This window comes from Roseibium hamelinense, from assembly GCF_007830545.1.
Taxonomy (GTDB): domain Bacteria; phylum Pseudomonadota; class Alphaproteobacteria; order Rhizobiales; family Stappiaceae; genus Roseibium; species Roseibium hamelinense.
Map to the genome: position 1 here is coordinate 82,690 of NZ_VLLF01000004.1, position 19,983 is coordinate 102,672.

Annotated in this window: 18 protein-coding genes; 10 read left to right on the forward strand and 8 right to left on the reverse strand. The window is 56.0% G+C overall.

The window, feature by feature from the left end; genetic code table 11:
- Positions 1–67: 67 nt before the first annotated feature.
- The 5 genes from JM93_RS09705 to JM93_RS09725 form a co-directional block, all read right to left on the reverse strand.
- Positions 68–2,647, reverse strand: a complete 2,580-nt coding sequence (locus tag JM93_RS09705) for a DUF3141 domain-containing protein (protein WP_145342779.1) — start codon at positions 2,645–2,647, stop codon at positions 68–70.
- An 11-nt stretch (positions 2,648–2,658) separates the two neighbouring features.
- Positions 2,659–3,423, reverse strand: coding sequence for an enoyl-ACP reductase FabI (gene fabI / locus JM93_RS09710; protein ID WP_145342781.1), 765 nt, complete (start codon positions 3,421–3,423; stop codon positions 2,659–2,661).
- Positions 3,424–3,594: 171 nt separating this feature from the next.
- Positions 3,595–4,368 (reverse strand): alpha/beta hydrolase family protein, encoded by a 774-nt coding sequence (locus JM93_RS09715; RefSeq protein ID WP_145342783.1) that lies wholly within the window; start codon positions 4,366–4,368, stop codon positions 3,595–3,597.
- A gap of 103 nt (positions 4,369–4,471) precedes the next feature.
- On the reverse strand, positions 4,472–5,170 hold the full coding sequence (locus JM93_RS09720; protein WP_208995073.1) for a class I SAM-dependent methyltransferase: 699 nt from the start codon (positions 5,168–5,170) through the stop codon (positions 4,472–4,474).
- Complete coding sequence (locus JM93_RS09725; RefSeq protein ID WP_145342785.1) at positions 5,170–5,940, reverse strand: class I SAM-dependent methyltransferase; 771 nt, start codon at positions 5,938–5,940, stop codon at positions 5,170–5,172. The genes JM93_RS09720 and JM93_RS09725 overlap by 1 nt, the downstream gene beginning before the upstream one ends.
- A gap of 215 nt (positions 5,941–6,155) precedes the next feature.
- On the opposite strand from JM93_RS09725, the gene JM93_RS09730 reads away from it, so the two are divergent.
- Positions 6,156–7,064, forward strand: a complete 909-nt coding sequence (locus JM93_RS09730; protein WP_145342787.1) for a LysR family transcriptional regulator — start codon at positions 6,156–6,158, stop codon at positions 7,062–7,064.
- On the opposite strand, the gene grxB is transcribed toward JM93_RS09730, so the two are convergent.
- The gene (grxB, locus tag JM93_RS09735) at positions 7,042–7,692 is read right to left on the reverse strand and encodes a glutaredoxin 2 (protein WP_145342789.1); all 651 of its coding nucleotides are present in this window, start codon (positions 7,690–7,692) and stop codon (positions 7,042–7,044) included. The genes JM93_RS09730 and grxB overlap by 23 nt on opposite strands.
- Positions 7,685–8,584 carry an alpha/beta hydrolase gene (locus JM93_RS09740; protein ID WP_145342791.1) on the reverse strand — a complete coding sequence of 300 codons (900 nt, stop codon included), beginning with the start codon at positions 8,582–8,584 and terminating at the stop codon, positions 7,685–7,687. Before JM93_RS09740 ends, grxB begins: the two co-directional genes overlap by 8 nt.
- A 410-nt stretch (positions 8,585–8,994) precedes the next feature.
- Between JM93_RS09740 and JM93_RS09745 the strand changes: the two genes are divergently transcribed.
- The 8 genes from JM93_RS09745 (at position 8,995) to JM93_RS09780 (ending at position 18,408) form a co-directional block, all read left to right on the forward strand.
- Positions 8,995–9,702, forward strand: coding sequence for a ParA family protein (locus JM93_RS09745; protein WP_145342793.1), 708 nt, complete (start codon positions 8,995–8,997; stop codon positions 9,700–9,702).
- Between the two features lie 177 nt (positions 9,703–9,879).
- A complete protein-coding gene (locus tag JM93_RS09750) occupies positions 9,880–10,842 on the forward strand; it encodes an HlyD family secretion protein (protein ID WP_208995074.1) in 963 nt (320 codons plus the stop codon).
- Positions 10,839–11,780 (forward strand): ABC transporter ATP-binding protein, encoded by a 942-nt coding sequence (locus tag JM93_RS09755; protein ID WP_208995075.1) that lies wholly within the window; start codon positions 10,839–10,841, stop codon positions 11,778–11,780. Before JM93_RS09750 ends, JM93_RS09755 begins: the two co-directional genes overlap by 4 nt.
- Positions 11,777–12,922, forward strand: coding sequence for an ABC transporter permease (locus tag JM93_RS09760; RefSeq protein WP_145342795.1), 1,146 nt, complete (start codon positions 11,777–11,779; stop codon positions 12,920–12,922). Before JM93_RS09755 ends, JM93_RS09760 begins: the two co-directional genes overlap by 4 nt.
- A gap of 241 nt (positions 12,923–13,163) precedes the next feature.
- On the forward strand, positions 13,164–14,708 hold the full coding sequence (locus JM93_RS09765) for a di-heme oxidoredictase family protein (RefSeq protein ID WP_145342797.1): 1,545 nt from the start codon (positions 13,164–13,166) through the stop codon (positions 14,706–14,708).
- Positions 14,709–14,939: 231 nt separating this feature from the next.
- On the forward strand, positions 14,940–16,103 hold the full coding sequence (locus JM93_RS22260; RefSeq protein ID WP_145342799.1) for a DUF4214 domain-containing protein: 1,164 nt from the start codon (positions 14,940–14,942) through the stop codon (positions 16,101–16,103).
- 179 nt (positions 16,104–16,282) lie between these two features.
- The gene (locus JM93_RS09775; protein ID WP_145342801.1) at positions 16,283–17,884 is read left to right on the forward strand and encodes a peptide chain release factor 3; all 1,602 of its coding nucleotides are present in this window, start codon (positions 16,283–16,285) and stop codon (positions 17,882–17,884) included.
- Between the two features lie 23 nt (positions 17,885–17,907).
- Complete coding sequence (locus tag JM93_RS09780; protein ID WP_145342803.1) at positions 17,908–18,408, forward strand: GNAT family N-acetyltransferase; 501 nt, start codon at positions 17,908–17,910, stop codon at positions 18,406–18,408.
- Positions 18,409–18,411: 3 nt separating this feature from the next.
- On the opposite strand, the gene JM93_RS09785 is transcribed toward JM93_RS09780, so the two are convergent.
- The gene (locus JM93_RS09785; protein ID WP_145342805.1) at positions 18,412–18,942 is read right to left on the reverse strand and encodes a cupin domain-containing protein; all 531 of its coding nucleotides are present in this window, start codon (positions 18,940–18,942) and stop codon (positions 18,412–18,414) included.
- A 145-nt stretch (positions 18,943–19,087) separates the two neighbouring features.
- Here JM93_RS09785 and JM93_RS09790 point away from each other — a divergent pair, with 145 nt between their 5' ends.
- Positions 19,088–19,804 carry an alpha/beta fold hydrolase gene (locus JM93_RS09790; RefSeq protein WP_145342807.1) on the forward strand — a complete coding sequence of 239 codons (717 nt, stop codon included), beginning with the start codon at positions 19,088–19,090 and terminating at the stop codon, positions 19,802–19,804.
- The last annotated feature ends 179 nt before the right edge of the window (positions 19,805–19,983 follow it).

Consider the following 19,983-nt stretch of genomic DNA (forward strand, 5'->3'; position numbering starts at 1 on the left):
AGACTGGCGGAAAACAAAAAAGGGCGCCGACAGCATGTCGGCGCCCTATGTAGAGCATGAAAACCCTTTATTCCGCAGGTTCCTCGGATTTCTTGGATGGAGTTGCCCGTGGCTTGCGCGCATTCTGTGTGCCTGCGGGTTTCCGCGGTGTTCGTTTGCGCGGTGCGGTTTTCTTTTCCGAAGTTGCTGCGGCGGTGGCAGCGGCAACGGGTTTTTGCGCGGACGTTTTGGGAGCCGATTCGATCGCTGCGGGCGCTGACTCAGCGAGAGGATCGTCAACGACGTCTTCGGATACCGGCGGCAATTCCAAAACAGTGTGGATTTGCTGCAGGAGGTCCAGCGTATGGGGCGCCATTTCGTCAATTGCACCGGGAATGTACTGGACCACCTGCGCCGCCAATTCGCGGTCATTTTTTGATGGCAGCATTTTGGGCAGCGCGGCAATGGCCTCATCGCGGGCAAACTCAACGATGATGTTCTGCTCGTGAAGCATCATGGCGCGCTCGTCCGCTGTGAGCGACTTGAACGGCTCGTCTTTGGTCAAGACGCGAGCGGACCGCTCCAGCCGGTCACGACGCACGCTTCCTCTGCTTTCGGCCAGCAGGATCAGCATCCGGATGACAGCTTCGCAGAAACCGCCTTCTTCAATTCGCATGAGGGCTGATTGAACCGCAGGTAGACCGCGCAGGTCTTCCTTGCGTTTCAGCGTCCGGCCCGGTTGATGGGTGCGGCCAAACCAGCGGGCGTATGGCGTCCCCCACATGGTGTAGAACATGGTCTCGTACATGGTGTCGCGTACATCGCGGAACAGGTCGAGCGACTGCTCAACCATGGCGGCGCCAAGGTGCTCTGCGACTACAAACGGATTGTTTTTTGCCGCCGGTTGGCGTTCCGTTCTGACCCTGTCTGCCATTTCGGCAAGCGGGGCGACAAATGGGTTTTGACTAGAAAATAAAGCACGCTGCATGCGCAAAGGATGTGTCTTTCGCCGCAGGTCAGCCGATTGTTCCGTAACACCCGCCTGCACGAATGGCCGGACAGCGACGTCATAAAACTCTGCCTGCTGTTCTGATGCCCGCGCCACGGCTGCAAATGCCACCTCATCGTCACGGCCGTCATCCAGCTTCGTTAGGTCCTCCATTTTGCGTTCATGAAAGCTGACGGTGAATGTCCGGTCGAGCAGGTTGCCCTCGTAGTCATCGATTTTCATTTCATAAAGCCCGGGTGCAAGGGCCTCGATGGTTTTCAGTGTCGATGTGACTTCGGTGTGCTCTTTTTTGGCGATCTTTGACGAGACGAAGATGCCCAGATGGCCGACCTGATCATGGATCATGTAGATGATGCGCTGGCCGCGTATGGCGATTTCCCGCTCATCGGCATAGGTGTCGATGATCCAGTTCAGGGCTTGTTGCGGCGGGGTGATGTTGTCGCCGTAGCTTGCGAACACAATGATCGGTGAACGGATCTGTTTCAGATCAATGTTGCGTCCCGGCTCCAGCCGCGCTTCGTTTTTAGACAGGCGGTTGCCAACGAACAGCTGCTCGACGATCCAGCGCATTTCGGCTTCGTTTAGAAGGAAGTAGCCGCCCCACCAGCGTTCAAACTCGAGGAATCGGTGTGGCTCGGTATCGACTTTTGCATAAAGATCATAATACTTGCCGAAATAGTTCCGGGCGGGGTTGAGCATCTCGAAGTTCTGTACGATGTCAGCGCCGTCGAAAACACCGTGCCCGAGGTCGGAATAGAACATGGCATTGTAGGTGCCGCCCAAAATACCGCCGTTGTAGCGCATTGGGTTTTCACCAACACGTCCGGCCCATGTTGAGACCGGGGCCCCGTTCAGAACAATCGGGCCGGTTAGGTCCGGGTTCATCGCAGCCAGAAGCAATGTCGCCCAGCCGCCCTGGCAATTGCCGGTCACGACGGGTTTCGGCGCTTCCGGGTGCCATTCCATCACCTTTCTTACGAAATGGGCCTCGGCGTGAGTCACGTCAGCGAGTGTCTGGCCGGGTTCCGGCATCCGTTTGAAGCCGACAAAATAGACCGGATGGCCGTCATGCAAGGCAACGCCGACCTGGCTGTCAGGCTTGAAGCCGCCGATGCCAGCGCCATGGCCTGCGCGAGGGTCGATGATGATGTAGGGACGCTTCCAGTCTTTGGTCTCAACCCCCGCAGGCGGAACGATTTTGAGCAGAATGTAGTTGCAGGGGCGCGGAAGATCCGCACCGTCGACCACGATTTCGTAATCGTAGACTAGAACCGGCGGGCAACCCTTTTCCTCGTGATCCAGAAAAATGTCGCCGCGCTGGCGCAGGGTATCCATGGTCAGCACCATGCGCTGTGCAGCATCGGTCCAATAGTCCTGCCAAGCATCGAACATTCCGCCGGCTTCCTGGGCCGCCTGCGTGTCCTGCGTGACCTCACTCAAGTCGGCAATACTCTTTTGGAACCGGGCCTTGTGCGTTGTGGAGATCGACTCCAGATGCTTGGATAATCCGCGCATCATCAGGTCGCTCATATTCGATATCTCAGTGAACTGCGCCTGCAGGGCTGTCATGCGCGAACTCGGCGCCCAGGCGGTTGCGTCTGTCATGGAATTCAGGAGCTCGTTCTGGCTCGCCGAAAGGGCATCGAAGACATCCTTCATGGGTCTTGCTCCTATCCAACTATGCTATAGCCGCCATCAATCGGATGTACGCCGCCGGTGACGTTGAACGCCTCCCGGCTGGCGAGAAACGCAGCGTAAGCGCCAACATCTTCGATCGTGGCAAGGTGGTGAGTGGGTGCGCGCTCTGAAGCGTCATTCAAAAGCGCATCGAATTCGGCAATGCCCGATGCGGCGCGGGTCTTGAGCGGTCCGGGTGAGAGTGCATGGACGGAGATGCCCTTGGGGCCCAGTTCTGCCGCGGCGTATCTGGTTGCCGCCTCAAGCGCCGCTTTGACAGGGCCCATCACGCCGTAGTTGTCGACCACGAATTGAGACCCCATGAACGAAACGGTCATGCAGGTCCCACCGTGGGGCATCAAAGGCTCCGCGCGCCTGATTAGCCGCAAGAACGAATGGACTGAGATGTCCATGGCAAGCGCAAAACCATCGGCCGAGCAATCGATCACCCGGCCATGCAAATCTTCCTTTTTAGAAAAGGCGATCGAATGCAACAGCGTGTCTAGCTGGCCCCATGTGTCCTTGATTTCGCTGAACAGCGCATCCAGCTGCGCTTCATCGCGAACGTCAAGCGGGGCAATGATGCTGGCTCCGAGTTCTTCTGCCAAAGGCCGGACGTAAGGCTCAGCTTTTTCGTTTAGATATGTGACGGCAAGGTCCGCACCCTGGGTTTTGAATCCTTTTGCGCAGCCATAGGCAATAGACTGATCGTTCGCGACGCCGACAACCAGCGCCTTGTGTCCAGTGAGGTCGAACATGAAACTAACGGTTCCCACGATAATTTTACGGTCGGCCGATCATGGCAGCCCGTCGACGATTGGGAGAATATACCGCACTGCACCATGAAAATTGTGACGTAACGATGATTTTGTGCAGTTTAAGGGTTCGTACGGAGTGCGACGTCAGCCCAAAATGGGCTTTCTGAGGCTTTAATTTGAGACCCGCAGCGAAAGATGAGCTGAAAAGAAACTGAGAATGTCCTCATTATGGCGGTTTTCACCCGCCGAGGTTGGGACATGGGGCTCGTCGTCGTATAGACACACAACAGGTTGCCGTCCGGCCCTACGCAAACGAGCCTCCAAACGTCTGGTCATATCCGGCGACCACACGGCGTCCGCTAAACCGTGGCTTAGGAATATCGGCCCGTCATAGCGTTCGATCTCGATTGGTGTTGTTGGAAGCAAATCGTCCGATTGGCCGTTCCAGCTCCAGGCGCGCTCCGAGGGATCCCAGGCGCGCCAACCCGGATCGCCTTGCTCTCTGCGATTTTTTGCATCGAATGCTCCGCAGACAACGTCTGGGGCTGCATGCGCTGCTATTGCATCGGCCGATCCTTCGAGGTCGTATTTCGCCATAAGAGTTGCAACGAGCAGAGCATGCTCGGCGCCTCGGGAGACACCGTAAATCCCCGCTTTGCCAGAGCAAGGGCTAAAAGACCTGAAAGCTCGAAGCGCAGCAACAGTTGTCTCCAACGGCACATCCTTTATTGCTCCTGCGTTCCAAAAATTCGCCGATCGCGAATAGGGGTGGGGATATGCAATGAAGCCATGTGCCGCAAGGATTACGGCAATACGATGTGACCAGCCCGACCAGCCGCCTTCGGATCCGTGGAGAACAACGATACCGGGAAATGGGCCTTCGCCGGCTGGTCCGTATGTTGTTCCAAAGTCTGGCAAAAGCCTTCGGACAATAACTGGCTGCATCGGTTGGTGTCACAAAAATAGAGAGTGTTACAGTAGAGTGCAACTTTTAGATGATTCTTTGGGCTGGCAACAGCCGCATTTGAACTCGGGTGGGTGCGGTTCCCTACTCAACGGCACGCGCGACCAAGAAATGGCCCTTCGCCCTTGCGCCGAAGGTTTGCCGTTCGAGGATTTCGAAACCAGCGCCTGTGATGATGTTTTCCACCCCGGCCGGTGACATCATGCGAACGCGCGGCGCCTTGCCGACTAGCCGCAAGGCGCCGATAATCGGGGCAAAAAGCCATGCGCTGTCTTTCAGGCAAACCGTTTTGGAGATGAACAGTCCACCCGGTTTGACGAGGGTTCGCAGGCATTCCAGCGCGTTTTCCGGATCTGCGAGCAGGTGCAGGAGGTTGAAGGCAAGCACGGCGTCGAAGTTCTCGCCTCCCACGGCCTTCGCAGCCTCGTTTGACGGATCAAATGGATCGGCCGTCCGGAATGTCAGGTTAGACAGCTTGGTCTGGGCGCGTTTTTCGTTGGCGATTTCAATCATGGTCGGTGCGTAGTCGGTCGCGGTTATCGCGCCTACATGCGGCGCCAGACGAAGCGCGGTCGATCCGGTACCGCAGCCAACTTCCAGAACTTTGTCATCCGGACCCAGATGTTCCACAACGCGGGCGAGCCAGCTTTCGTAGTCTGCCTGATTGCGCAAAGGCATCGCGGCGTATTTGCGGGCGGCCTTGTCCCAAAAGCGGGGCGGGGTTGTTTGGGTCATGGTGTTTGCTGTGTTCGAGGACAGGGACATCTCTTGGTCTTTCTTCACTATGCCGCCTCAAAGGGCGTTGGCATACAAGTCTTAGCGGTCGCGTTTGGTTTTCGGCCCTGCGCGGCAAGGCTGGCTGCCCCAAATGGGACGGCGTTTGCGATCGGCATGAGGCGGACGTTCTCAGCCCCGCTTTCTGTCAGCCAGCGCGTTGCTGTCTCGTCATTGGCCTGATGTGTTCTCCACTTGATTTGCACAAATGCTCCCAGCAGCGACCGCCGGGTGATGAGCGCCAGAATGGTGCCGCCGGGGCGTAGAACGCGGATCATCTCCGTCAGGGCCATGCGGGGATCCGGCAAGTGCTCGAGAACATGGGCGCACATCACAATGTCAAAACTGTTGTCTTCGAATGGCAAGTCGCGAATGTCGGAAAGGTAAGGTGCAAGGACGACCCCCTTTGAGCGTAGTTTCCGCTCCGCTTCACTGAGCATGCTCGGTGAAACGTCAATTCCGGACAATGTAAGACTTGGTCCCAGTTTATCGATCAGGGCACTGGACAAAGCGCCAGTGCCGATACCGCAATCTAAGACATGCAGCTGGGGTCCGCTGTGGCTAGGCAGAACGCCGTCATCTTCGAGGCCGGTCATGACCTTTTGATAGGCGTAGGGAACGCCGAGCTGCTGTAAAGTGGTGTGCCAGCTCGGTGCCGCGTTGTCGTAGCACGCACGCAGGGCACTCGGCGCGAGCGGCCTGCGATGCAAACTGATCTGCCAAGACCCGAGCCACCTGCTGAAAACCGGGATCGTCTCATCATGGGATGGTTGCGTCATGGTTTGCTACCCCATTCGGCAAGCCCTGCCTGCCGCGTGATGGATCCATTAAACGGGTAACCGTTGCTGAGCACGCGGCAAAACGGGCATACGGGCAGCGGTATGTGCAGGATACGGTTTGACAGGCTCATCTGAAACTCCTTGAACAGAAGCTCTATCCTGAACATTTGCGAATATAAATTGCGCAAATATGTAGTTTTGATATACATTAATGCATGAATTGGGGTGCGATCTCATTTGACTGGAACCAGGCACGCGCGTTTCTCGCGACCGCCGAAGAAGGCTCGTTGTCGGCAGCGGCCCGAGCCCTGGGCCTGACGCAACCAACGCTTGGCCGGCAGATTAGTGCCCTGGAACAGCAGCTCGGCGTTGTTTTGTTTGAGCGCAGCGGTCGCGGGTTGGCTGTGACACCGACAGGCCAGGGGCTATTGGAGCATGTTAAAGCCATGGCAACTGCTGCCAACGGTCTGTCACTTGCCGCTTCGGGGCAGTCGAAGACCATTGAGGGCAAAGTGTGCATCTCGGCATCTGACGTTGCTGCCGCATACATGCTTCCAGAAGTTTTGGCAGAGCTGCGCGACATTGCACCGGGGATCGAAATCGACATTGTCGCCACCAACTCGGTCAGTGATTTGCGCCAGCGGGAAGCGGATATCGCCCTGCGCCACGTCAGACCGGAGCAGCCCGATCTGATTGCCCGGCTTGTGCGAAACATGACAGCCCGGCTTTACGCTGCGCCATCCTACCTGTCCCGCCACGGGCACCCTGCCTCGCTCCAGGATTTGGCATCGGCGACCTTTGTCAGCTTCGGCGATCGGGATCGGCTGATGCGGGAATTGGGCAGTCAGGGCATTGTCCTGAGCCGCGCGAGTTTGTGTTACAACACCGAAAGCGGTCTGGTGGCCTGGCAGCTCGTCAGAGACGGACTTTGCATCGGCATCATGGCCGATGATGTTGCCGCGCGCTATTCCGATGTCGTGCCTGTTTTTCCGGATATGGACCCCATTCCGTTTCCATTGTGGCTTGTGACCCACAGGGAGCTGCATACAAGCCGCAAATTCCGGATCGTGTTTGATTTTCTGGCCGAAAAGTTCAGCGTTGCTAGATCACCGGCAAAGGTTTGAAGCCGGTTCGTGCCATCATAGTCTCGAAATAGTCTGCGACCTTTTGGGGATATTGCAGACCTTTGACAACGGCCGCCGACCGCAGCAGCGGCAGCAATCGAATATCATCTTTTGAAAGGGTCCCATTAACGGCGTCTGGCGACTTGATTTCCGCTGCGAGACGGTCGAGCACCAGTTCGAGCTGCTTCAGGAACTCCCTGGTCCGCGCGCGCAACGGAACGAAATCCTCATAGATCTTGAGCTTGCGAACCAGATAATGGTCGTGTGCTGCGATGGTTGCCATTTCCGGAAGGCCGAGCAGGGGATAACGCGGCATTGTCAGATAGGGTGTGATACTCAAGATCTCATCGCACATCGTGGCAATCTCAGGACGTTCCGGGCCGGTAAGGAGCGGGGCGCCCATGGCTTCGATATACTCGACCATATCCATGCTCTCCAGCATGGGCTTTCCGTCCTCCTTGATCAGGATCGGGATCACCCGTTTGCCGACGAGCGAGATCATGGCGTTGCTGTCATCGTCCAAAACGACCTGCTCTTCCAGGGCAATCCCTTTGAGGGCGGCAATCATGCGCACCCGGAAACACAAGGAACAGTGTTCGAACATCAACAGTTTCAATGGGTCACCCATGCGTAAACATCCAATTGAGCACCAGCCGCCAGTCTGTCATCCGGATGGGTGTACCGTGGACGCCGGTGTCAAACAGAGTGAACTTGATTGGATAACCGGGAGCGGCTTCCCGGATCTGCTTGAAGAATTTTGCCTGATCTTCCCAATTGTAAACCGTGTCGTCGCTGCCGTAGCCCATGTAGATTGGCACCCGGCGGGAGAGGGCGCCGGAGTGCAGGAATGCGGGGTCACGCGGCGACCCTAGAAATAGAATTCCGCTCAAGTTGCTGGCATAGTTGGCATTCTTTAGAAGATTCCAGCAGATGATCCCACCCATCGATCCGCAGGCAACCACCACTTTTGCGCGCGGGGACAGCTGTTTTTGGTAGGCGATCAGGGCCGCAACGTCTGCGGTGCCTCGGGCCCCAAAGTCCGTGAAATCGGTTGAGATATAGCCGCCGCCATTGCGCACAAGGAGGTTCTGTACACGGTTGAAGTTGCCGCCAAATGAGACGTCATTTGCGCCCTGAAAGCGGTTTCCTCCCTGGCCATGAATATAGATCACGATGGCGTTGGCGCCGCCGGTCACCTTACCAGTGCCGATGTATTTGAAGGTCCGACCGTTTGCGGTCAGCTCATAAGTGTCACGGCTGCGTCTTGGGCGGTAGGAAACATAATTACCATATACCTCGCGCTGGTCGATTTTGTCCCGGTCATAAAGGTCGCGCTGCTTGGAGTATTGAACCACCAGAAAGTCACCGTTGAAGTGCGTCGCGGTGACGTTTTTGTAGCGGAACAATCGGTCCTTGTAGGGCGCAAGCGACTGTGCGTGAACCAAATTGGTCGCGAGCACGAGACTGAGCGCGGCCAGAACCAGCCGGAACGGTGATCTGGAGATCCGGTAACCGGGCATGCAACCATGTCCTCCCAACTGAATTTCACGCAGCTTTAATAGCGCTGCCGACCCTAAATCGGCTGGGTGTCAGTGGCAATTCAAAGCTCACTGTAAATTGGCTGCATTCACAGTCATTGGGAAACGAATCACATCTCGGGTTTGAAACCCGGGCTAGCTGAGCGGTACTTGTGATCCTGCTTTCTCAAAGGCTGGCATATTTGAGTATATGACAGTTCACTGACAATTATGCGGATTAATAATCGGATAATTTACGATGTCATATTGTGTAGAAGCGCGTAATAAATGAGAAAATATTCAGGTTTTTTCGATGAGTACTTTTTATTAATGAATTGGTAACCATAAATTTCTGAAGATAAGGCATCGGAAAACGGCGGCAGGATGCCGGCGGCTGGTTCAGGAGAACAGGTATGCCCGTAATTTCCTATGCAAACGCCAAAGGTGGCGCCGGAAAAACCACAGCCGCTCTGCTGTTGGCCACTGAAATTGCCCAGCGCGGCCAGTCGGTGATTGTCTTTGATGCAGACCCGCAAAAATGGATCTCGAAATGGGCTGATCTCGGCAACCGGTCTGACGGTATTTCCGTGGTCAGTGTTGTGTCCCCATCATCAATCGCGGAACAGATCACTGATGCACGCGATCAGGCCGACTATGTGATTGTTGATCTGGAAGGGACAGAAAACCTGATTGTCGCCAATGCTTTGTCGGTTTCCGATCTTGTCGTGGTACCGATTCAGGGTTCGTCCATGGACGCCCGCGGCGGTGCGCGCATTTTGACCTTGATTTCAAAATTGGAAAAAATCGTCCGGCATGACATCAAGCACTGCGTGGTTCTGACGAGGACCAATGCGGCTGTCACCACTCGCGCGATGAAGGCGGTGCAGGACTTTCTATGTGTGAACGGGATTGATGTCCTTTACACGCCGATTGTGGAGCGGGCCGCGTACCGGGATCTGTTCGAGTTTGGCGGCGGCCTCGCCGACCAGGATCCCAAGAAGGTCACAAACTTGAAAAAAGCCCGTGAAAATGCAGCGCTTTATGCGGCCGAAGTGCTTGAGCGTGCGAAAGAAGCCTTACCGCGCAAGCGTTGGTATGAGTTTTACAAACGCGCCTCATAAACAAAAGAGCGCGTCAAGATCGCCCCATCGATCTTGCGGCCGGGCAGGTTCTCCTGCCCGGCTGTTTTTATCTTTGGAAGCGGCTCGTGAGGCGGCTGACAGCGGGAGGCGCACCGGTATATGCTCTCTGCGTGGCTGCTCGAAGCAACTACAACCATCTGAAAAGGGGACTTTTCCGTGAATCGCCAACGTCTGTCCGGTCCCCTTGTTTGTTTCATTGCCTGCACCACCCTGTTATCTGCTTGCAACGAAGCTGATGTGAGGCTTGCGCTTGGAAGCCTGGAACGGGACCGGGTGGCCCTGAGTGCGACGGCTGCAGAAGTGGTTGTCGAATTGCCCGTGGCTCAAGGGTCCGAAGTTTCGGCTGGAACCGTTCTCGTTCGTCTGGACGACAGCGCGCAGCGCGCGGCGGTGAATCAGGCTGAAGCGCAAGTACTTCAGGCCGCCGCGAATCTGGAAAAACTCAGGAATGGCGCGCGAGCCGAAGAAATTGCCAAGGCCGAAGCGGCCGTCGCTGGGGCGAAAGCCGCGCTCGTTGAGGCCGAAAACACCTACCGGCGGATCCAGGACCTGACCGAGCGCGGCACTACAAGCCAAGCAAGCCTCGACAGCGCAATTGCCTCACGCGACGCGGCTGAGGCATCTTTAAAGAGTGCTGGCGAGCAGCTGCGCGAATTGGTCAATGGCACCCGTCCCGAAGACCTCAAGATAGCCGAAGCGGAGTTGGCCGCTGCGCAGGCGGCGTTGGAAAGCGCCAAAATCGTCTTGTCAGAGTTGACCGTAACCGCATCACGGGATGGCATTTTAGACAATTTGCCGTGGAACCTCGGCGAGCGGGTGACAGTTGGCAGTCCGGTCGCGGTCATGCTGGCGGGCCAGGCGCCATATGCGCGGGTTTATGTCCCGGAACCCTACCGGGTAAAAGTGAACGAGGGAGACGCGCTGATGGTGCGCATAGACGGTCTTGAAGCACCGATTGAGGGCACCGTCCGCTGGATCAGCTCAGAGCCGTCTTTCACACCGTATTATGCGCTCAACCAGGAAGACCGGGCCCGGCTGATGTTTGTGGCCGAGGTGCAGCTGCCCGACTTTGCGGCAGACTTGCCGAATGGTGTTCCGGCCCAGGTGGAACTGCCGTGAGCCGCGACTTTCGCGAACAAACGGTCGTCAAAGCGCGTGGGCTGACCAAGAAATTCAAGGATTTTAAAGCGGTTGACAACCTCGATTTGTCGATTGAGCGGGGGATGATCTACGGCTTCCTCGGGCCGAATGGCAGCGGCAAGACAACTGCCATGCGCATGTTAACCGGTCTTTTGACGCCTTCGGAAGGCAGCGTTGAAGTGCTGGGCTTGAAAGTTCCCAAGGATGCCGAGGCACTGAAATACAAGATCGGCTACATGACCCAGACTTTCTCGCTTTATGGCGACCTGACGGTTTTTGAAAACCTGAAATTCGTCGCGAAGATCTACGGCTTGCGCGGCAGTATCCAAAAAAAACGAATTCCCGAATTGTTGGAGCGCTACGAGCTATCCGAGCTGAAAGACAGGTTTGCCGGCAAGATGAGCGGCGGTCAGCGCCAGCGTCTCGCGCTTGCTGCGGCCGTCATTCACAAACCGCTTCTTTTGTTTCTCGATGAGCCTACATCCGCGGTCGATCCGGAATCGCGCCGCAATTTTTGGGAACAGTTGTTCGACCTCTCCGACGCCGGGACAAGCATCGTGGTTTCCACGCATTTCATGGATGAGGCCGAACGCTGCCACAAGATCGCGATTCTGGAGGCCGGGAGAAAACGGGCGGACGGAACGCCCGAAGATCTCATGCATGCGATGGGTGCGAATGTCTATGAGGTCGAGGGACCCGATCTGCGGGACATGCGGCTTAAACTTCTTGCACTGGAGGATGTGGTCTCGGCCGCCCAGCTGGGGGCCCGGCTGCGGGTTCTGGTGTCGCGCCGTGTTCACAATCCCGAAGACTGGCTGACCCAGCGCCCCGAGGTGAGGCAGGCGACCCGGATCTCAAAAGTGCGGCCAAATCTGGAGGATGTGTTTGTGACCAGCACCGGGGAGGGGCGTCAATGAGATCACTCCGCCGGATACTTGCCGTGCTTTTCAAGGAACTGACCCAGTTGCGGCGGGACCGGATGACATTCGGCATGGTCATCATGATTCCACTGATCCAGCTGATCCTATTTGGCTATGCCATCAACACCAATGTCCGCGACATTCCGGTTGCGGTGGTTGACCAGAGCCAAACAGGGCTCAGCCGTGTTCTGATCCAAATGGTTGAAGCGACCCGTGTGGTCAAAGTGGTTGAGCACCACACCAATGTGCAGGATGCCGAGGAGGCAATTCGTTCCGCGCGTGTTCGTGCCGCCTTTATCTTACCGGATGATCTCGATAATCGCATCGTGCGCAGTCCAAGCGCCGGTTTCGGTACGCCGCCCTCAACTGATGAAGAGACCAGCCGTCCGGTCGCGCAATGGATTGTCGATGGATCGGATACGCTGATCGCATCAGCGATCAAGAGCCTCCGGTCGATGCCGCTTAGCGAATTGTTCCGCGAGCCACCAAACCGCAACACGGCAACCTTTGAAGTGGCGCTGTTTTACAATCCGGAGCAACGCACTGCAGTAAACATCGTGCCCGGGCTCGTGGGTGTCATTTTGACCATGACTATGATCATGTTCACATCGGCTGCGATCGTGCGCGAGCGTGAACGTGGCAATATGGAAATGCTGATCAACACGCCGATACGATCCCTTGAACTGATGATCGGCAAAATCATTCCCTACGTGTTCATAGGACTTGTTCAACTGGGTATCATACTCGGCCTCGGGCACATCCTGTTCGGTGTTCCACTGAGTGGAAACATGCTGGATCTTCTAGGCGGGACGCTTTTGTTTATCGGTGCCAGCCTGTCTCTCGGTCTGGTCCTTTCAACGATCGCTACAAGCCAACTGCAAGCGATGCAGATGACCGTGTTTGTTTTGTTGCCGTCGATCCTGCTGTCCGGCTTCATGTTTCCATATGAGGGGATGCCGATTATCGCCCAGTACATCGCAGAAGCACTGCCTGCGACACATTTCATGCGCATGATCCGGGGCTTTGTGCTGCGCGACGCCACATTCTTGGACCTTTATCGCGATGTTGTTTGGCTGGCGGGTTTCTTCTTTCTCGGGATGATTGTGGCGGCGTTTCGTTTCAAAAAACGTCTGGATTAGGGCGTTTTTGTATCATGATTGGGGGCATGCAAAGAGCTGAACCTTGAGCCGCAGAGAGTGCAACCGTGGAAATTTATGCGGTTTCAGTCTTTTGCAGGTCTCTGGTTCGACGATCGCAGCTGGAACGTGCGACACAAACCTTCAGAAATCGGGTCAAATTTGTAATGTAATTGCCGAATTTCGGACAAATCTTGGCCGCGCCCTCTCATCAACACTTTGTGATGTAACAGGAGGACGCGACATGGTGACATCACGAGTTTTTTCGTTTTTGGCGGCTGGTGGACTGGCCGGAATTTTATGGTCGGGCCAGCTTCTTGCCGAAGCGCCGGAACCGTTGGACCAGAAGCAGCTCAACAAGGCTGTAGAGGCCGATCCGTATGGGGCATTCATCAAAGCGTTTGAAGCCGGAGACGAGCTGACCGAAGCGGAGTTTTCTGCGGAACGCGGTGTCGGCGCAAAGGTCAGCCAGGACGGTCAACGGTTCTCTCGACTGCCGCGTGCAGACCTTGGCAAGTTCGGTGAATGGTCGACCCACCTGCCGGCCCGCGAAACCGGACCGGTGGCTCAATCCTGCATTTCCTGTCATTCGGCCCCTTATGCAAACGGGGCTGGTCCCAACCCGCTCAACGGTGTGGTTGATCCACTCCATACCGGCGATCCGTCGCGATATCTGCATCGCAACACACCGCATTTGTTTGCATTGGCCGCAGTGCAGCGCATCGCAGAGGAAATGACAGCGGATTTGAAAGCGCAGGAGGCTAAGCTGGGCGAAACAGCTTGCGCCACTAACGCGCCGGTCACCCGGAAACTGAAAACCAAGGGCATCGGATTCGGCAAGTTGGAAGCCAACCCTAACTCCGCAAAAGACGGCACCGGTTGCATGGCCGACTTTGATCGCAGTGGAATTGAGGGTGTGGATGAAGACCTGGTGGTGAGGATGTTTGGCTGGAAGGGCAGTCACGCAACCATTCGGGCCTTTACGCGCCATGCCGCCCACAACGAGCTTGGAATGCAGGCGGATGAATTGGTCGGATCCCATGATGGAGACCATGACGGCGTGACTGGCGAACTCACCGTTGGAGATTTGACCGCTCTTTCGATTTACATGGCAGCGCTTGAGCGGCCGACTTCAAAGCTTGAGCTTGCCGGTCTCGGATTGCTGGACCTGCCGCCACAGGAAAAAGCTCAGATCGAACGCGGCGAGCAGGCTTTTGGCGAGGCACAATGCGCAAGTTGTCATGTACCGACGCTCAAAATCAACGCGCCGATCTTTTCCGAACCAAGCCTCCAGGAGGGCTTTTATGAAGAAGTGTTCCCGTCCGGACAAGACGCGGCAGAAGCCGGTCTCAGCGCAAACACAGCGGTTTGGTTCGATATGACAACAGACAGTCCGAACAATCATGTTGAATTGCCGGATGGTACAAAAAAGAACTTGGGCGCATTTCGAAAAACAGAAGACGGCGGTGCTCTGGTCTCATGGTATTCGGATTTCAAACGTCATGATATGGGTCACAAGCTCGCGGATCCGGTCGATGTGCACGGGTTTGGGGCGTCGGTGTGGCCAACCGCTTCGCTTGCAGGTGTGGGCTCCACCGGACCCTGGCTGCATGACGGCAATGCCACGACTCTTGAAGATGCAATCGTGGCGCATGGCGGCGGGGCCGAAAAAAGTCGGCTAGCCTATGAAGCACTGCCCGAAACAGACCGCGAGGCACTGATCGCTTTTCTTGAAAATCTGATCATCGTTGATCTCGACCCAGAAGAGGACGAAGACGAGGGCTTTTAATCCTAGCGTTGCACGAGCCGTCGCACTTGGCCGGGAAACCTCCCGGCCACTTGCATCGATTGACTGCATAGAAACCGCTACCCCGCGGCTGGTCGTTGGTCAGGCTTCGCACAAGTCTTGTCCCGCCATGGTTTGTTCGGGCCAGTTTTCCAAAGTGCGATGACGCATATAAATTTTTTACAATCAAAGCGCTAAGGTCGGGGCGCCCAAATACTCTGTAGGAAGGTCGTCTTGGTTGAAATTACCGGCAACACAGCTGAATTTTTTCAGGCGCTGGGCGCGCGCGAGTCCGGCAACGACTATTCTGTCGTTAATTCTTTCGGTTATCTAGGTCGTTTTCAGTTCGGCGAACTGGCTTTGATTGATGCCGGGTACTATGCCGGGCGAGACGGAACCAGCAGCAATGATTTCATAGGTGCGTGGACCGGGCGCTACGGCGTGACCAGCAAGTCCGATTTTTTGGCCAGTGAGGCAGCACAAAACGATGCAGCTGAAATCTATGCCGCCAAACTTTGGTCCTATATCCGGGCGCTTGATCTCGAGTTTTATGCAGGTCAAACGCTGAACGGAGTTGAATTGACCGTATCCGGGATGATTGCCGGCGCCTGGCTGGTCGGAGCAGGGGGTCTCAGGACTTTCATCTCGTCCGGCGGAACTAGTGCAGCGCGGGATGGCTATTCAACCTCGGTGGTCGACTATATTGAATTGCTTGCCGGATATGACATGTCCGGGCTCGGCGTGTTGGTAACCAACGTTGACAAAGACAATGAAATAGAAGGTGGCCCTGGCGCGGACACCTTGAGCGGCGGCGACGGAAATGACGTTCTGATTGGTATCGGTGGTGACGACACACTTATTGGCGGCGAAGGCCACGATCAGGCGGTTTTTCACGGAGCTCTATCCGGCTACGAAGTAACCGAAACCGCGGGCGTTACAACGGTCATCAAAAACGGGGAAACGGCGACGGTTCAATCGGTGGAGCAGTTGGTATTCGACGATGGTAATTTGAATCTTGTCACCAACACTGATGCGCCGTCATCCCAAGTTTACCGGCTTTATCAGGCTGCCTTTGACCGGACGCCCGACACAGCCGGGCTCGTGCATAATTACAATTTGATGGAAGCAGGTGGTCTCAGCCTTACGGATTTGGCCAGTGCATTTCTGGTGTCTGAAGAATTTCAAAAAACATATGGCCCCAATGTGAATGACGAGACTTATTTGACCCTACTCTACGCAAACGTATTGGGCAGGGAGCCGGATGTCTCTGGGCTCAATGGCTGGCTGGAACACTTGAATGGGGAATACACTCGTTCCGACGTTTTGATCGGATTTTCTGAGAGCCCGGAGAACCGCGCTCTCACAAGCGATGCCATAAGCGATGGGTTTTGGGTCTGAAGCCACATTCACGGCGTCACCTAACGCGACCAAATCACTCTGGCATTTTCCGTTAAACCCGATTAAACCGGGCAACAACGAAACACCAATCCACCCGGCCCTTTAAAAGCGGTGCGCGACCCCGGAAAAACACCGGTGCGGTGCGCAGACCTGCGGGCGGTAGGACCTAGGAGACCTTCATGTTGAACGCCAATGGCGCTGCGCCATACCAGACACGGCGCACTTTTGCGATCATCTCGCACCCGGATGCTGGTAAAACGACCTTGACGGAAAAGCTGCTTCTGTCCGGCGGCGCGATCCGGGCCGCAGGACAAGTACGAGCGCGTGGTGAACGCCGGCGTGCCCGCTCCGACTGGATGAAAATCGAGCAGGAACGCGGAATTTCAGTTTCATCCTCCGTTATGACATTTGAGCGCAACGGCATCATTTACAATCTGCTGGATACACCGGGCCACGAAGACTTTTCCGAGGACACCTACCGCACACTGACCGCTGTTGACGCTGCGATCATGGTCATCGATGCGGCCAAAGGTATTGAGACCCAAACCCGCAAGTTGTTCGAAGTCTGCAGGTTGCGCGATATTCCGATCATCACCTTCGTCAACAAGATCGACCGTGAGGGCCGTCACGCGCTCGAAATTTTGGACGAGGTCCAGGAAGCTCTGGCACTGGATGTGTCTCCGATGACCTGGCCGGTCGGTATGGGCTCGGATTTCTTCGGGGTCTATGATCCAAAAAACAAGAAGTTCCACACCTCCGGAGGCGAGCGCGGCGGTCCATTTGCGGTGACGAGAACCGTCGAGGGTCTGGAAGATCCTGCTCTAACCGATGGTGTGTTTGACCGCATTATGGAAGAACTAACGGAAAACGTGGAACTTGGCGCGGAAGGCTATGCGGCTTTCGACAAGGAGAGCTTTTTGGAGGGGCATCTGACGCCTGTGTTTTTCGGCTCGGCGCTGCGCGACTACGGTATAGAGGAAGTGCTCGACTTCATTGCGCAATATGCGCCGCCGCCCCACTCACAGCCGGCGACTGGCGGACGCACGATCGCGCCCGGCGAAGACAAGGTGACGGGCTTTGTGTTCAAGGTGCAGGCAAACATGGACCCGAAGCACCGCGACCGGATTGCATTCGTGCGCCTGTGCTCCGGCACCTTTAAGCGCGGCATGAAGCTAAAGCATGTGCGGGCGGGCAAATCGATTGCGGTGTCTGCGCCTATCTTTTTCTTTGCAGAAGAGCGCGAAATTGCCGAAACTGCGTTTCCGGGCGACGTGATTGGCGTTCCCAACCATGGGCAACTTCGGGTCGGTGATACTTTGACCGAGGGCGAAAACATCCATGTGACCGGCTTGCCGGCCTTCGCGCCGGAAATCCTACGCCGGGTGCGCCTGTCCGACACCATGCGCGTCAAGCAGATGCGGCAGGGGCTGCAAGATCTCGCGGAAGAGGGACTTGTCCAGATTTTCAAGCCGGATATCGGCTCAAACTGGATTGTCGGCGTCGTCGGCGTGCTTCAGCTCGATGTTGTGGTGGACCGTCTGAAGGCGGAATACGGCACCGAGATTGGCTTTGAAGCTGTAAACCTGTCCACCGCCCGCTGGATCGAGACGGACAATCAGACCCTGCAGAAGATGATTGAAAACCATCGTATGTCGATCGCGAATGATCGTGATGACCGGCCGGTTTTCCTATTCAAAAATGCCTGGGAGGTTGGCTACATTACGGATAAATACCCGGATGTGACCTTCCGCGAGACGCGTGAGATCGTTTACGAAGGTTAAGTAAAAACCGATGCTTTTCTGACATGATCGTCACCCTCCGCCCTGTTGCGCCATCTGATTGCGACCTAATCTGCCGGCACCGCCATGACTTGTTTCTGGCCACTGGAGATGAAGAGGCAACCAAAGCAGCCTTAAGTCCGGCCTATCGAAATTGGCAGCAACAAGCGCTGCAGTCCGGGGTCTATTTCGGCTTCATTGCCGAGGTGGGACGCGATGCTGTCGGCGGAGTTGGACTGATGGTCATCGACTGGCCACCCCATCAGCTCCACCCGGAGGTGCGGCAACGCGGTTATGTGCTGAACGTGTTTGTCGAACCGGACCATCGGGGCAAGGGCATTGCCAAACGCCTGATGGCTGCATCAGATGCGGCTTTCAAAGAGCGTGGCGTCAAGCATGCAGTCTTGACTGCAACCGCTCAGGCCCGGCCGCTTTACGAGCGGGACGGGTGGCGGCAGACGGCTCAGATGACCAAAAAATCAGCTGATTTTCAAAAATTACGCTCTTTGTCCATCAAAACAAGCTGATCGCTAGACGTCCGGCTCTCCTTCCCAGTATCCAATAGACATGTCTGTCGTGACCCATTTTCTAAAGGCGGGCAAGCCATCGTCGCCCGCAAGGTCACGGAACGGGGCAGCTTTTGCCATGATGCCGATTTTGTTGCTGTCGGGATAAACAAAAACATCCGCAGGATCGAGGGTGGACAATGCCAGGTAGCGCAGCTCGGTCTCGCTGGTGTTATGGATTTGAAACGGAATACCTGTACCCGCCTCAATGTGGATGACATCCATGGGTTTGAACGGATAATCTTCCTCGCCATAGTGCAGAGTACCTGAGCCGCTCAAGATGATGAACATCTCATCGTTGATGTAGTGAAAATGCCGTGGCCAGGCTGCCTTACCCGGTGGCACGATCGTCACGTTAACACCGATTTGCTGGGTCCCGAGCGCGCGTCCGATAAAACCGAAACGGGCCTGAAACTTCCCGCGCTCTGGGTTTTCATCGCACATGTCCGGCTGAGCCAGAACCTCTTCGATGTTCAAGATCGGTGATTTGGTCATAAAGAGCCCTCCGTAGGTTTGTCTGGCAGACTAGCGAAGAACGTGAACAGATGTTTGACAGGATTGCGTTCGAGCGGCCGGGTGGATCGCTGCAAAAGCAGGGTTAAAGTGAAGCCAATTTTGGCTCTTTTAAAGGGATAAACCCATGTCCGCGAAAACCTTTGTCTTAGTGCACGGAATTTGGCATGGCGGCTGGTGCTGGTCGCGGGTTGCCGAGATCCTGCGTGATCGTGGGCATTCCGTTTCTGCACCGACACAAACCGGGCTCGGCGAACGGGCGCATTTGCTCTGCGACAACATCACGCTTCAAACCTTTGTCGACGACATCGTCAATCATCTGATTTTTGAGGACTTGAAAGACGTTATTCTGGTTGGGCACAGTTTCGGCGGGGCATCAGTAACCGGCGTGGCCGACCGTGCCCGCGACCGGATCGCCAGGCTAATTTTCCTGGATGCAATCATGCTTCGTTCGGGAGAAACCTGGCTGAGCCTACTGCCTGAGGGGACAGCTGCCGAACGGACTGCGCTTGCCAAACGAACAAGTGGCGGTCTGAGCCTGCCGGTTGCCGCGCCCGGGAGCTTTGGAATGACGGACCCTGAGCACATTGCTTTTCTGGAGAGCCGATTAACCCCGCACCCTTTCAAAACCATCACCACATCGGTGTCCCTCGCAGCACCGGTTGGCAACGGATTGCCTGCGGTCTACATCCGGTGCACTGACCCGGTGTATCCTCCAGCCGTCGTCGCATACCAACGAGCACTTGAGCTCGGCTGGCCTGTTGCGGAATTGCTGACAGGCCATGATGCAATGGTCACTGCACCTGAAGCACTTGCAAAGTTGTTGGAGCAAATTGCTGGATAATATCGAGCAAATTTGACGTTTCGGCATATGGCAATGCCAAGAACTCTTCACACAGCGGAAAAGGTGCTTCAATTCCGTTGGTGAAAGGTTCTTCTTGAAATACAGTCTGCAAAGACGCGACAACGCCACGATCCGCACCGATCAGGCCGGTTGCGAATTCACGGACAAAAGGAATGTGC